This window comes from Arcicella gelida (genome assembly GCF_034931025.1).
GTDB classification, from domain to species: domain Bacteria; phylum Bacteroidota; class Bacteroidia; order Cytophagales; family Spirosomataceae; genus Arcicella; species Arcicella gelida.
Genome location: NZ_JAYGIL010000005.1, coordinates 37475 through 52620, shown reverse-complemented (window position 1 = coordinate 52620; position 15146 = coordinate 37475). Strand labels below are relative to the sequence as shown.

At 36.4% G+C, this 15146-nt stretch carries 6 protein-coding genes; all 6 read left to right on the top strand.

Annotated features, from left to right (window positions below; translation table 11 throughout):
- Positions 1 to 64 precede the first annotated feature (64 nt).
- The 6 genes from VB776_RS05335 to VB776_RS05310 all read left to right on the top strand — a co-directional run bounded on the left by VB776_RS05335 (position 65) and on the right by VB776_RS05310 (position 15142).
- Positions 65 to 2539, top strand: a complete 2475-nt coding sequence (locus VB776_RS05335; protein WP_323326752.1) for an ABC transporter permease — start codon at positions 65 to 67, stop codon at positions 2537 to 2539.
- A 131-nt stretch (positions 2540 to 2670) separates the two neighbouring features.
- A complete protein-coding gene (locus VB776_RS05330) occupies positions 2671 to 5097 on the top strand; it encodes an ABC transporter permease (protein WP_323326750.1) in 2427 nt (808 codons plus the stop codon).
- A gap of 126 nt (positions 5098 to 5223) precedes the next feature.
- Positions 5224 to 7584, top strand: coding sequence for an ABC transporter permease (locus VB776_RS05325; RefSeq protein ID WP_323326748.1), 2361 nt, complete (start codon positions 5224 to 5226; stop codon positions 7582 to 7584).
- Between the two features lie 117 nt (positions 7585 to 7701).
- Positions 7702 to 10086 (top strand): ABC transporter permease, encoded by a 2385-nt coding sequence (locus VB776_RS05320; protein ID WP_323326746.1) that lies wholly within the window; start codon positions 7702 to 7704, stop codon positions 10084 to 10086.
- A gap of 141 nt (positions 10087 to 10227) precedes the next feature.
- Complete coding sequence (locus VB776_RS05315; RefSeq protein ID WP_323326744.1) at positions 10228 to 12648, top strand: ABC transporter permease; 2421 nt, start codon at positions 10228 to 10230, stop codon at positions 12646 to 12648.
- A 127-nt stretch (positions 12649 to 12775) separates the two neighbouring features.
- Positions 12776 to 15142, top strand: a complete 2367-nt coding sequence (locus tag VB776_RS05310) for an ABC transporter permease (RefSeq protein WP_323326742.1) — start codon at positions 12776 to 12778, stop codon at positions 15140 to 15142.
- Positions 15143 to 15146: the final 4 nt, after the last annotated feature.

The following is a 15146-nucleotide window of genomic DNA, read 5'->3' as shown; positions in this document are numbered from 1 at the left end:
GTCCTTTAGTCCTTTAGTCCTTTAGTCCTTTAGTCCTTTAGTCATCAATCCTAAAATCAAAAAAATGTTCAAAAATCATTTAAAAATAGCTTTGAGAATCTTGTTGAGAAACAAGGTTTACTCTTTCGTTAATATACTTGGTTTAGCCATTGGCGTAAGTGCCTGCTTAGTAATTTACTTACTTGTCAGTTTTGAACTGAGTTTTGAAGATTTTCAACCCGACCGTGAACGGATTTATAGAGTAACTTCTGGTTTCAAAAACCAAGAAGGAAAACATTTTTATAACGCAGGACTATCGTCACCAATGCCTGCTTCTCTTGCACAAGAAATTTCGGGCATAGAGTACTTGGCAGCTTGTCTTGTTTGGAGTGCAATAACATCCTTGCCAAACGACAAAAAAGACGGTAAAAATCCCCCTAAAATCTGGAAAAATGATGATTCAGAAGTATTGGTTTGTCAGCCAGAATATTTTAAAATTTTCAATTACGAATGGTTGGCAGGCAGCCCAAAAACAGCCCTCACTACGCCAAACGAAGTAGTTTTAAGCCAAAGCGAAGCAGAAAAATATTTTGGCAAAATTCCTTTAGAACAAGTATTGGGCAAACAATTATACTTCAATGATTCTTTGGCGACAACTGTAACTGGCGTTGTAAAAGATTTCCCTGTTAATTCTGATTTTAAGTTTAAAAACTTTATTTCTTTCAAAAGTATTGAATCTAAAAATTGGCGTGAAGAATTTCAATTAGACCAATGGACAAACACCAATTCAAGTTCAATGGCTTTTGTAAAACTTAGTCAAAATACGAAAGAAAGTACTGTAAATGTACAATTCCCTACTTTTCTAAAAAAACATCTCGACCAAAAAGACGAGTGGAATATTGGTCGTACACTTAGTTTACAAGCTTTATCAGATATTCATTTTAGTGATACATTGCAAGACAATTTCTCAAGACAAGTACATTTACCAACGCTTTACACCTTATTGGGAATCGCTGGATTTTTACTCTTGATTGCCGCCATCAATTATGTTAATTTATCAACCGCCCAATCTATCACTCGTGTGAAAGAAATTGGTGTGCGTAAAGTGTTGGGAAGTAATAGAAAAACTTTAGTGATTCAGTTTTTATGTGAAACATTTATTATCACCACTTTCGCTGTACTTTTCTCTGTTATTTTAGTAGAACCTATCCTTTGGATTTTCCAAGATTTTATTCCGAAAGAATTATCTTTCAATGTTTTAAGTCCAAATATTTTAGGCTTTTTAAGCATCATCACGCTTGGTACTTGTGTGTTGTCTGGCTTGTATCCTGCTTGGATCATTTCGGCTTATCAACCCGTTTCGTCTTTAAAAAACCAAGTATCATCTGGTGGGCAAACTCGCACTGCTCTACTTCGCAAAGCTTTGATTACTTTCCAATTTACAGCCTCTCAAGTATTTATTTTGGGTACAATCATCGTGGCTACGCAGTCGAAGTATATGCTTAGTAAAGACCTCGGCTTTAAGAAAGATGCCATCGTGCATTTTTACACAGATTGGAATGAAGTAAATACTAACAAGAAAAATGTATTCATTCAGAAAATCAAGCAAATACCTGAAATAGAAAGCATTAGTCTTGGCGAAACCCCAGCAAGAAATGGTTATTCTACCAACAGAGTTACTTATAACGAAGGTGGAAAAGAAATCAAAATAGACGTTCATAGAAGAACGATTGATGAAAATTACATACCGATGTTTGGTATAAAAATTTTAGCAGGCAGAAATATCACCAATAGCGACACCGCCAAAGAATTTATCATTAACGAAACTTACGCAAAAGCATTAGGCTTCAAAAAACCAGAACAAGCTGTTGGGCATTATTTAATTTATTCTGGCGGAAAAGGAGATTATAAATTACCCATCGTTGGCGTAGTTGCCGACTTTCATTTACAATCATTACACAAAGCCATTCAGCCTTTGTATATGATGTCGGAAACCAAATATGAGACAGCGATAAGTGTGAAAATTCATAGTAAAGGACAATCTTCGGCTGATTTCAAAGGTGTTTTAGCCAAAATAGAAAAAGCTTACAAAGAAATTTATCCTAATAGTTATGAAGAATTTAGCCCTACTTTTTTTGATGAAAGTATTGCCAAATTCTATGAAAAAGAAGAACGCTTTGCCAAAATTCTCAATACCGCTACTGGCGTTGCTATCTTGATTTCTTGCATGGGTTTATTTGGCTTGGTGGCTTTTACTACCCAACAACGCACCAAAGAAATTGGCATTCGCAAAGTATTAGGAGCGTCGGTTGTGCAAATCATGCAATTGCTGTCGAAAGACTTTTTGAAATTAGTCATTTTAGGAATCTTGATTGCTACGCCAATTGCGTATTGGGCGATGAATCAATGGTTACAAGATTTCGCTTATCGGATTAATATTAGTTGGTGGATTTTCGCTTTGGGTGGCATTGCCTCTATCATCATTGCTTTGATTTCTGTGAGTTATCAATCTGTAAAAGCCGCTTTGATGAACCCAGTGAAGAGTTTACGAACAGAATAATTTTGAGTTGGGAGTTTTGAGTGCGGAGTGAGGAATAAATTTTTCACCGAAAGTCAAAACTCCTTTAGTCCTTTAGTCCTTTAGTCCTTTAGTCCTTTAGTCCTTTAGTCATCAATCCTAAAGTCAAGAAAATGTTCAAAAATCATTTGAAAATCGCTTTGAGAATCTTGCTCAGAAACAAGGTTTACTCATTTATCAACATTGCGGGCTTGGCTTTGGGAATTGCTGCCTTTTTGTTGATTTTGGAATATGTAAGTTTAGAAAAAAGCGTGAACCAATTTCATGCAAACTTGCCTACGATGTACCGACTTTTGAACCAAAACCCTAAAGGTGAAACGTGGGCTCAAGTAGAACCTGGTTGGTCAGTGAAAGCACAAGAACGCTTTCCAGAAATCAAAAGTTACTGTCGTGTAGCCGAGAGCGTTGGGCAAGGCGTAGTCAAATATGATGTTAAAAATCTTTCTTTTCGTGAGAAAAAAGTAGCCTATGCAGAAGGTAATTTCTTCACATTTTTTAGTTTTCCCTTACTTCAAGGTACGGCTTCTGCATTACAAAAACCAGATGTAGTTTTTGTAGCAGCATCTGTGGCGAAAAAGTACTTCAACCAAGAAAACCCTATCGGCAAAACACTTACTTTATATAACCAATTTGGTAAAAAAGATTATTTAATTGAAGGCATTTTTGCCAACATTGGCGACAATTCCGACATACAGCTTGATTTTGTTTTTTCATTAGAAACCTTAAAAAACCCAGCCAACCTCAATGATAACTCTTGGGCAACTCTTACTAATCTGGATTCTCAGTACATTGACACCTATTTTCAGCTAAATCAAAATGCTGATTATCTGGCTCTTGAAAGTAAACTTAATGTACTCCGCAAGGAACTCAGCAAAGAAAATGATGATATTACTTTCCGTTTACAGCACTTTTCAGAAATACATTTGGCAAGTAGTTTATCGGATACTTATCAACACAATGGCAATATCAAATATGTGTTTATTTTAAGTGGAATCGCTTTCTTGATTTTGCTGATTGCATGGTTCAATTATATCAACCTAAGTACAGCCAACGCCCTAAAAAGAGCCAATGAAGTAGGCGTTAGAAAAGTAATTGGTGCAACACGCAACAATTTGGTGATGCAATTTTTAGGAGAATCTATTTTGGTAAACCTTTTTGCCTTTGTTGGAGCAATTTTTCTGGTGACGGTTTTACAACCATTGTTCAATGAAATCATTCAGAAAAATCTTTCGCTGAGTACTTTACTTTCTTCTTCTTTATGGATAATTGGTTTGGGATTGTTGATTGTTGGTTCTATCGCTTCGGGCATTTATACGGCTTGGGGCTTGGCGAATTTTAAATTAATAGAAACCCTCAAAGGTAAATTACACAAATCAGCCAAAGGGATTTTCTTGCGTAAATCGCTGGTAGTTACGCAATTCAGTATTTCAATCGTATTGATTATCGTTACGCTGATTATTTTCAGTCAATTGAAACACATGCAAAACCAAGATTTGGGCATGAATATCAAGCAATTATTGGTGATAAAAGGTCCAGAAATTGGCAAAGACAGTACGTTCAAAAACCGAGTAAATGCTTTTGAAAACGATATTGCCAACCTCAATTTCGTGAATGATTATTGTACCAGTGGAAGTGTACCAAGCAATTGGTATAATTTCACGACGGTTGGTTTTACTTCTGCCAAATCAAAAACTGGCGACGAACTAAAACCTTATTCTTTCGTCACGATTGGACATAAATTTCTAAAAACCTACGATATTCCATTAAAGGCAGGAAGAAGCTTTACCGAACAAGAATGTGATGTGGAATGGAACAACAACAGCAAAGTACTCTTGAACGAAAAAGCCCTTGAGCAAATGGGTTTTAAATCAGCCAACGAAGCAGTAAATGCTAAAATAAAATGGGACGAACGTTATTTGGATGTGATTGGCGTTGTGAAAGATTATCATCACAAAGGTTTACAAACCGCCATTGACCCGATGATTTTTTATCCTTTCAATAGTTCTTCGTACTTAACGATAAAGCTTGCAGGCGAAAATATGAATAGCAAAGTGGCGACTTTGGAAAATGTATTCAAAAAGCATTTTTCAGGCAATCCATTTGAGTTTTTCTTTATGAGCGAAAACTTCAACAAACAATACGAAACCGAAAGTCAGTACAGTACTTTGTTCACTACGGCTTCTGTTTGGGCAATTTTTATCGCTTGTATGGGACTTTTCGGTTTGGCTACTTTCACGGTAGAATCTCGCACCAAAGAAATTGGCATTCGTAAAATTCTGGGAGCATCCGTTTTCAGTATTGTACAATTATTATCAAAAGACTTTTTGATTTTGGTAAGTATTTCCATTCTCATCGCTTGCCCGATTGCCTATTATTTTATGCACCAATGGTTACAAGATTTTGCCAGCAGAATCAATATTGAATGGTGGTACTTTGTGCTTGCAGGCGTGTTGGCTTTGGCAATTGCCCTACTCACCGTTGGCTTTCAAGCAACAAAATCAGCCTTGATGAATCCAGTGAAGAGTTTAAGAACAGAATGATGTGAGTTGGGAATTTTGAGTGTGGAGTGAGGAGTAAATTTTTCCGAAATCTGAAATCCCAAATCCAATATCCACAAATCCAATATCCCCAAATCTTTTAGTCATAAATCCTAAAGTCATCTAATCATGATACAAAATTATCTAAAAATCGCTTTTCGTAACCTGTTGAGAAACAAGGTTTTTTCTGTGATTAACATTCTTGGATTGGCTCTTGGCATGACTTGTAGTCTGATGATTATGCTTTGGGTTCAAGACGAGCGAAGTGTTGACGCTTTTCACACCAATAAAAACCAATTGTATAGAATTTATATGAAGGAGTTTTTTAGCGGAAAAACACAAGGAGTAATCTGGACACCAGGCCCATTAGCTGAAGAGCTAAAAAGAGTAATTCCTGAAATACAAATGTCAACTGCTTTTTCTTGGCCTAGCAGCCAAACTTTTATGGTTGGCGATAAAGTAAATAAACAAGAAACCAACGTAGCCGGAGCTGACTTTTTTAAAATGTTTAGCTTCAAGCTATTACAAGGAAACCCCGAATCTGCTTTAAAAGACCTTAATAGCCTTGCTATTTCTAGAAAAATGGCCGAAATATTTTTTGGTAGTCCAGAAGTAGCCATAGGCAAAACAATTCGTTTCGATAATCGCAATGATTTAATCGTTACTGCTGTTTTTGAAAACCTACCGCAAAATAGCACCTTGAAATTTGATTGCCTCCGCAGCTGGGATGCTTACCTTGTGGATAATTCATGGGCTAAAGATTGGGGAAGTACCGACCCTCTAACCTTTTTTATGATTCGTCCCGATGCGAACCCAGAGCTTGTAGCCAACAAGATTAAGCACGTACTGGATAAATATAGAAAGGGCTTGGATAAGACAGAGTTAGCCATGCAGCCCTTTCATGAATATTATTTGAATAGTAATTTCAAAAATGCTGAAATGGAAGGTGGACGAATAGAGTACGTCCGTCTATTTAGTATTGTTGCAGTTTTTATCTTGTTAATTGCTTGTATCAATTTCATGAACTTAGCAACAGCACGTTCGGCCAAAAGAGCTAAAGAAGTTGGTGTACGTAAAGTAGTTGGTGCTGTTCGCTCTGCGTTAATCAAGCAATTTGTGGGAGAAGCCATGTTACTTACCATCTTTGCGATTATTATTTCAGTTCTATTAGTTACCTTATTGTTGCCTTCATTCAATAGCCTTACTGGCAAAGGAATCGTTTTACCTATCAATGAAATTTCATTTTGGGGTTTATTAATAGGCTTGACTTTCATCACGGGTATCATCGCTGGTAGTTATCCAGCATTCTTCCTGTCGTCACTCAATCCTATTAAAGTACTAAAAGGTACGTTGAAATTCGACTCGGCATCTACTTGGTTAAGACAAGGTTTGGTTGTTTTCCAATTCTCCCTTTCTATCATCTTGGTGATAGGCATGATTGTTATTTATCGCCAGATAGATTATATCCAACATAAAAACTTAGGCTTTAACCGTGAAAACCTGCTCTATTTTCCTGTGGAGGGCAATCTGAATAAGAAATATAATATTCTAAAAGAAGAAATATCCCATCTATCGAGCATCAAATATATGTCACACATGACTGCCACTCCCGCTGGCATTGGCGATGGTACAGAGGCTATTAGCTGGCCAGGTAGTAACCCTAATGATAAAATAAGGTTTACGCCAGTGGGTGTTGGCTACGACTTTGCCAAAACAATGAGGCTTGAACTAGTGGCGGGTAGAGAGTACTCAAAAGATTTTGCTTCAGATTCATTAGGCTTTATCATCAACGAAACGGCACAAAAGGCAATGGGCTTTAAAAATGCTGTTGGTCAATCTGTTACTTGGGGCAGAGCAAAAGGTAGAATTATTGGTGTTGTGAAAGACTTCCATTTTCAATCACTTCATACGCCAATCAGACCGATGATTACTTATTTGAGTGATAGGTACAAACAAGGCAACATCATTGTTCGGGTTGAAGCAGGCAAAACAACTGAAGCTATTGCGCAATTAGAGGTATTATGTAAAAAAATAAATCCAGAATATCCATTTACCTATTATTTCACGGACGAAGAGTACGCCAAACAATATAGAAGCGAGCAAGTGGTAAGTACATTATCTAGCTTATTTGCTTTCTTGGCTATTTTCATTTCCAGCCTTGGCTTATTTGGTTTAGCGGCTTTTATGGCCGAACAGCGTACCAAAGAAATCGGTATCAGAAAAGTATTAGGTGCTTCTGTAATAAATCTTGTTAATCTTCTTTCAAAAGATTTCTTAAAACTAGTACTATTAGCTTTTGTAATCTCAGCACCACTTGCTTGGTATGTAGCTAACAATTGGTTACAAGATTTTGCTTATAGAACTGAAATCTCTTGGTGGATTTTTGCAGTAGCTGGTATGTTGGCTTTATTAGTTGCTATGTTAACGGTTAGTATTCAGGCTATCAAAGCAGCGTTAATGAATCCTGTAAAAAGCTTAAAAACAGAATGATTTGACTTGGGAATTTTGAGTGAGGAGTGAGGAGTAAATTTTTCCGAAATCTGAAATCCCAAATCCCAAATCCTAAGTCCTAAGTCCTTTAGTCATAAATCCTAAAGTCCCCCAAAAATGATACAAAATTATTTAAAAATCGCTCTAAGAACCTTACTCAGAAACAAGGTCTATTCCTTCATCAATATAGCAGGATTGGCTACTGGTATGGCAGTGGCAATGTTAATTGGTCTTTGGATTTATGATGAACTTTCTTACGATAAATCCCACGAACATTACGACCGCATCGTGCAAGTATTACAGCACAATCTTTATAACGGAGAAAAAACTACTCAGCCATCTAATCCTGCTGTCATGGGAGAAGAAATTAGAAGTCATTATGCCAGCGATTTTAAATATGTATTACAATCTTCTTGGACATCAGACCATATCTTGACTTTCGGAGAAAAGAAATTTACTAAATCTGGAAATTACTTTGAACCACAAGTAACAGAGATGTTGAGTTTAAATATGCTAAAAGGAACAAGAGGTGGATTGAAAGAACCCAATTCGATTCTACTATCTGAATCAGTAGCAAAAGCCTATTTTGGGGACACAGACCCAATGAATAAACTTATCAAAATTGATAATAAGGAGGTTGTAAAAGTAACGGGAGTTTATGAGGATTTACCCTATAATTCAAGTTTTAGAGAAATGGAGTACATTTTGCCTTGGGAATTGTACCTGATTACTAATCCTTGGATTAAAAAAATGGATGACCCTTGGGGAAGTAATTTTACACAAACCTTTGCCCAATTGGCAGAAAATGCAGATTTAGAGAAAGTTTCAAAAAAAATCATCAATGTAAAATTTAATAAAGTTGCGAAAGAATACAAAAGCTATAAACCCGAAGTATTCTTACAACCTATGAATAAATGGCATTTATATGGTGAATTTAAAAATGGTATCGATGTAGGTGGAAGAATTGAATTTGTTTGGCTTTTTGGCATTATTGGTATTTTCGTTTTACTATTGGCTTGTATCAATTTCATGAATTTAAGTACTGCTCGTTCTGAAAAACGAGCGAAAGAAGTTGGCGTTCGTAAAGCTATTGGTTCAGCTCGTGGACAATTGATTGCTCAATTTCTCAGTGAATCACTTTTGGTAGTGGTTTTTGCCTTTGCCTTTTCAATATTGTTAGTACAGCTCATTTTGCCATTTTTCAATGAAGTTGCCGACAAAAAAATGAATATTTTGTGGACTAATCCTATATTTTGGCTTTTGAGTATTGGTTTCACATTAGTAACAGGACTCATCGCCGGAAGTTATCCAGCACTCTATCTTTCTTCTTTTCAGCCCATAAAAGTATTAAAAGGCACTTTCAAAGTAGGTCGCTATGCGGCTATTCCTCGTAAAGTATTAGTTGTTATACAGTTTACGGTTTCTGTGACTTTAATCATCGGAACGATTGTAGTCTTCCGCCAAATTCAACACGCCAAAAGCCGTCCGATTGGTTATAATCGTGATGGATTAATTACGATGAGTATGGCAACGCCCGATATTCATAATCATTTTGAGACCATCCGCAGTGAATTAAAAAGTATTGGAGCAATTTCAGAAATGACCGAATCTGGAAGCCCAACTACCGAAGTTTGGAATACAAATGGCGGTTTCGATTGGGAAGGGAAAGACCCCAATTTAGCCATTGATTTTCCTAACAACGGAGTTACTTATGAATACGGAAAAACAGTAGGTTGGCAGTTTGTGGATGGTCGTGATTTTTCTAAAGACTACGCTACTGATTCTTTAGCCTTTGTCGTGAACCAAACTGCGGTAAAATTCATAGGCTTAAAAAATCCAGTTGGAAAGACTCTTAAATGGAATGGTAAACCATTCAAAATTGTGGGAGTAATTAAAGATATGGTCGTTCAATCGCCATATCAACCTGTCAGACCATCACTTTTCCATATTTCTAAAGACCAAGAAAATATTCTTATCATTAAAATAAATCCTACGATAAGCTCAAGAGAAGCCTTGAGTAAAATGGAGACGGTTTTCAAAAAGTATAATCCAGCAGCTCCATTTGAATACAATTTCGTAGATGAGGAATATGCAAAGAAATTCGGAAACGAAGAACGAATTGGAAAACTGGCGACCTTCTTTGCGATACTTGCCATTTTCATTAGTTGTTTGGGAATATTCGGTTTGGCATCTTTCACAGCAGAACAACGCACCAAAGAAATTGGTGTAAGAAAAGTACTTGGAGCAACAGTCTTGAATTTATGGCAATTACTTTCTAAAGATTTTGTCTTTTTAGTGATGATTTCCTTTTTACTCTCTACGCCAATCGCTTACTTTTTTATGAATAATTGGTTGAAAAAATACGAATATCGTTCAGACATTTCTTGGTGGATTTTTGTAGCGTCAGGTTTGGGAGCATTATTGATTACATTAATGACCGTGAGTTATCAAGCCATCAAAGCAGCCTCAGCAAATCCTGTGAAGAGTTTGAGAACAGAATGATGTGAGTTAGGAATTTTGAATGCGGAGTGAGGAGTAAATTTTCCTGAAATCTCAAATCCTTTTTACTTGACTCTTATAGTCCTCGGTCTTTTAGTCATATAGTCCTTTTTCCTTTAGTCATCAATCCTAAAGTCCAAAAAAATGATACAAAATTATTTAAAAATCGCCATTCGTAATTTGCTCAGAAACAAGGTGTTTTCGGCAATTAATATTGTTGGTTTGGCTTTGGGAATCGCCACTTGCCTTGTCATTATGCTTTTTGTATATGATGAATTAAGCTATGATAGATTCAACGAAAAAGCAGATAGAATTTTCAGAGTTGTCTTTAAAGCTTCTATCAACGACGGAAAAATAAACGAAGCCAACGTGATGCCACCAACAGCTCAGGTTTTGAAAAACGATTATCCAGAAGTATTAGCAGCTACTCGTTTGCGTACCAGTGGTTCGCCTGAAATTGTGTATCAAAACAAGAAATTCAAAGAACATGATTTTGCTTCTGTCGATGCCAATTTCTTTGATGTTTTTACTTTACCCTTGTTGAAAGGCAATGCTAAAACGGCTTTGCGTGAACCCAACACTGCCGTTATTACACAAGATTTTGCCAAAAAATACTTTGGCGACGAAGACCCAATCGGGAAAGTGTTATTTATCAAAAGTTGGAATGAAAGCTATAAAGTAACAGGACTTATCGACAAAGTACCGCATAATTCTCATTTTCATTTTGATATTTTTGGCTCAATGGCTGGCGTAAAAGATGCCCAAGCAGCCTCTTGGATGTCGTCGGGCTATTTTACTTATTTGGTTTTGCCAGAAGGTTTCGACTACAAAGTATTAGAAGCCAAATTGCCACAAGTCATTAAAAAGTACATGGGGCCGCAAATACAAGCGGCAATGGGCATGAGCCTTCCGCAGTTTTTACAAAAAGGCAACCAACTTGGGCTTTTCTTACAACCACTTACCAGCATTCACTTCGACGAAGGTTTTACTGGCACACTTGAACCCAGTGGAAATATTCAGTATGTATATATTTTCGGGGCAATTGCGGTGTTTATGTTACTTATCGCTTGTATCAATTTTATGAATCTTTCTACAGCTGGTGCTTCCAAACGTGCCAAAGAAGTAGGCGTTCGTAAAGTATTGGGTTCTGTAAAACAAGATTTAATTACTCAGTTTTTGTTTGAATCCATCCTTTTAAGCATCGTTGCCCTTGTACTTTCATTGATGTTGGTGCAATTAGCTTTACCTGTTTTTAATGATTTAGCCGAAAAAGATTTACAATTAAATTTTCTCAAAAATCCGCTTTTACTGATTGCTTTCTTAGTTTTTGGTTTGTTGGTTGGCGTTTTGGCAGGCAGTTATCCAGCCTTTTTCCTTTCTTCTTTCAATCCTGTGGAAGTACTAAAAGGCAAATTCAAATTAGCAGGAAAAAGTATCAGCCTCAGAAGTGGTTTAGTGGTTTTTCAATTCTTTATTTCTATTGCTTTAATCATCGGTACAACAGTGGTGTATCAGCAAATCAAGTTTATTCAAAGCAAAGATTTGGGCTATGCCAAAGACCAATTACTTATCATGCGAAATACTTGGTCGCTGGGAAAAAATGAAGAAGTATTTCGTCAGCAAATTTTACAAGATCCAAGAGTATTAAGTGTAAGCAGTGCGGGTTATTTGCCTGCTGGGCCGAGCGATTCAAATAATTCTTTGGGCTATCCCGACGGCGACGATTCTCAAATTATGCGAACGCTGGAGTACAAAATCGACGACCAATATATTCCAACAATGGGCATGAAAATGGTTTCAGGAAGAAATTTCTCTAAAGATTTTGCCACAGATTCTACCGCTATGATTATCAACGAAACTGCTGCACGAGCTTTCGGTTGGGGTAAAAATGCCGTTGGACATACCATTACTCGCCTCAAAAATAACGACGGCTTGAAGGTTACTTACAGAATCATTGGCGTTGTGAAGGATTTCCATTTTAAATCACTTCATGAAAGTATCACGCCCTTGTTGATGGTTTCTGAAAAAACGTATGGTTTAACCATCAAAGTAAAAGGCAAAGATGTGGAAGGTTTGTTGGCTTCGCTTAAAAATCAATGGCAAAAGTTTAATGTTGATGAGCCTTTTTCTTACGCTTTTATGGATGAATTATTTGAAAAAACGTATCAAAGCGAACAAAAAATCAGTGTGATTCTGAGCATTTTTTCTGGACTTACCATTTTTGTCGCTTGTTTGGGTTTGTTTGGTTTGGCAACTTTCACTGCCGAACAACGCACGAAAGAAATTGGTGTTCGCAAAGTATTGGGAGCTTCAGTGAGTCAAATCGTTACTTTACTTTCCAAGGAATTTTTAAAATTAGTACTTATTGCCTGCGGTTTTGCATTTCCGATTGGTTATTGGCTAATGAACAAATGGCTACAAGATTTTGCCTATCGCATCGAAATCAGTGCTTGGATTTTTGTATTGGCTGGCATTTTAGCACTTTTTATTGCTTTACTGACGATAAGTTATCAAGCCATTAAAGCGGCTTTAGCCAATCCTGTGACGAGCTTACGAACGGAATGATTTGAGTGAGGAGTTTTGAATTCGGAGTGAGGAGTAATTTTTACGAAAATCTGAAATCCCAAATCTAAAACCCCAGAGTCTTTTAGTCATTAATCCTATAGTCCTTAAATCTTTAAATCATAAAAACATGCTACAAAACTATCTAAAAATTGCCCTGAGAAACTTGTGGAGGAACAAGCTCTATTCTACTTTAAATATTGGCGGATTGGCCACTGGACTTGCAGCTGCGATGCTCATTTTTTTGTTTGTTTCTCACGAATTTAGCTATGACCAATTCCATCAAAAAGCAGATAGAATTTATAGAGTTTTATCCGTAACAAAGTATGGCGAGCAAACTGTTCAGTCAACCGCTATGAATGCCAAATTGGGTGAAATGCTAAAACAGAATAATCCTGAGATTGAAGATTTTGTACGGATTAGTAAAATGGATAATCCTACTTTTAAGAACAGTAGTCGTCCAGAAATTAAATTTAAAGAAGAAAAACTCGCTTTTGCTGACCCTGCTTTTTTCAACGTTTTTTCATTCAAAACCTTAGAAGGAAATTTCAAGACTGCCCTGAAAAACCCTTTTAGTTTGGTGATTTCTGAGAAGGTAGCCAAAAAATACTTTGGCAACGAAAGTCCTATTGGCAAAACTTTACTTTTAGAAGGCAAAAAGCCATTTATCGTGACTGGTGTTTTTGCACAAATGCCTTCCAATTCAACTTTTCAGTTTGAAGTAATTACTTCGATGGCTACTTTTCCAAAATTGGATGAAGAACGCCAATACCTTTGGGAAAAAGCAGGAGCCTTTGAAACTTTTGTGTTGCTCAATCAACAAGCTTCTATGGCAAAAGTAGAAAAGTCTATTGCCCAAGTTGGAAAACTCACGGGTTTTTTTGATGAAACTTCAACCTATTCCTTAGAACAATTTGATAAAATCCATAATGGCAGTAAATTTTCAGACCATCAAAATACAAAGTTTGCTTACATTTTTTCAGGTGTAGCTAGCTTGATACTTCTTTTGGCACTTTTCAATTATATGAGTTTGACAACGGCACGAGCTACGATTAGAGCCAAAGAGGTAGGTGTAAGAAAAGTAGTTGGTGCTGAAAGACTTGGTTTGGTAAAGCAATTTTACATCGAAGCTTTTGTGTATTGCTTCTTCTCTTTTGTGCTGGCTTTCTTGCTGTTAGAATTACTCCGTCAGCCTTTTTATGACATTTTGGGCTTGCAAGTCGATACTGTTTTTATGAAAAGCCCGCTCTTCATGGGCATTATTGCTACAATTTTCACCTTGAGCGTTTTATTATCAGGCAGTTATACTTCTCTTTTTCTATCAAAATTTAGTCCGATAGAAGTATTAAAAGGTAAGTTTTCAAGCCAACAAAATGGTGCAGTTATCCGCAAAGGCTTTTTGATTTTCCAATTTTCTGTTTCTGTCGTGTTGATAATCTGTACAATCGTCGTACAGAAACAATTGGATTTTATGCGAAATATGGATTTGGGCTTAACCAAAGACCAAGTGTTGGTCATTCCCATTGAAGAAAGTCCTGCTTCAAAAATCGTTACACTAAAAAATGATTTTAAACAAATTGCAGGTGTTAAAAATGTATCTCACGTATCTACGCCACTTTACAAAGGTGTGAATTCATGGTTTACCAAATCGCTGATTTCTAAAAAGGAAGTAACCTTGTTTTCAATTGATTCAGACGAAAATTTCTTCAAAACAGTTGATTTAAAATGGAAAAATCCGCCTATTGACAACAAAAATCTTGATTCAAAAATATATCTCAACGAAATAGCTGCTGAACAACTGGAATTAGACAAAAATCCCGTAGGGAAATCGATATTTTTAGGAAGCAGACCTAGTATTGTGGGTGGTATTATGAAAGATTTTCATTTTACAGGCGTAAAGTCGAAAATTGAACCTTTGATGATTTCCATCTCTGCGCCAAAAGCTACTGAAACTTTGTATGGTAGTATTTATTTACGTTTAGATTCAAAAGTAGATGTACAAGTCAAAGTAGCACAAGTACAACAATTGTATGAAAAATATCCGACTGAAAAGCCTTTTGAATGCTACTTTTTAGACGAAGCTTTTCAGAAAACTTTCAGCGACGAAATCAGAATGTCTAAAATGTTTTTCAGCTTTACAAGTATCGCCATTCTCATCGCTTGTTTGGGTTTATTTGGCTTAATTACTTTCTTGGCAGAACAAAAAGACAAAGAAATCGGCATTCGTAAGGTATTAGGAGCAAGTGTAAATAACATCGTTTTCTTACTTTCAAAAGACTTTTTAGGCTTGGTACTTTTAGCCAATTTTATTGCTATTCCATTGGCTTGGTGGGCGATGCAAAAATGGTTACAAGATTTCGTTTTCAGAATCTCGCTTACTTGGGAAATCTTCTTGTTGGCAAGTATTACAAGTATTGTTTTAGCTTTTGTTACAGTGAGTTATCAAGCTGTTAAATCGGCAGTGGCAAACCCAATCAAAAGCCTTCGTAACGAATAAATCA

Bases quoted from the DNA above. Each gene is read 5' to 3' on its own strand.
- VB776_RS05335 (WP_323326752.1), top strand. From the start codon at position 65: ATGTTCAAAAATCATTTAAAAATAGCTTTGAGAATCTTGTTGAGAAAC.
- VB776_RS05330 (WP_323326750.1), top strand. From the start codon at position 2,671: ATGTTCAAAAATCATTTGAAAATCGCTTTGAGAATCTTGCTCAGAAAC.
- VB776_RS05325 (WP_323326748.1), top strand. From the start codon at position 5,224: ATGATACAAAATTATCTAAAAATCGCTTTTCGTAACCTGTTGAGAAAC.
- VB776_RS05320 (WP_323326746.1), top strand. From the start codon at position 7,702: ATGATACAAAATTATTTAAAAATCGCTCTAAGAACCTTACTCAGAAAC.
- VB776_RS05315 (WP_323326744.1), top strand. From the start codon at position 10,228: ATGATACAAAATTATTTAAAAATCGCCATTCGTAATTTGCTCAGAAAC.
- VB776_RS05310 (WP_323326742.1), top strand. From the start codon at position 12,776: ATGCTACAAAACTATCTAAAAATTGCCCTGAGAAACTTGTGGAGGAAC.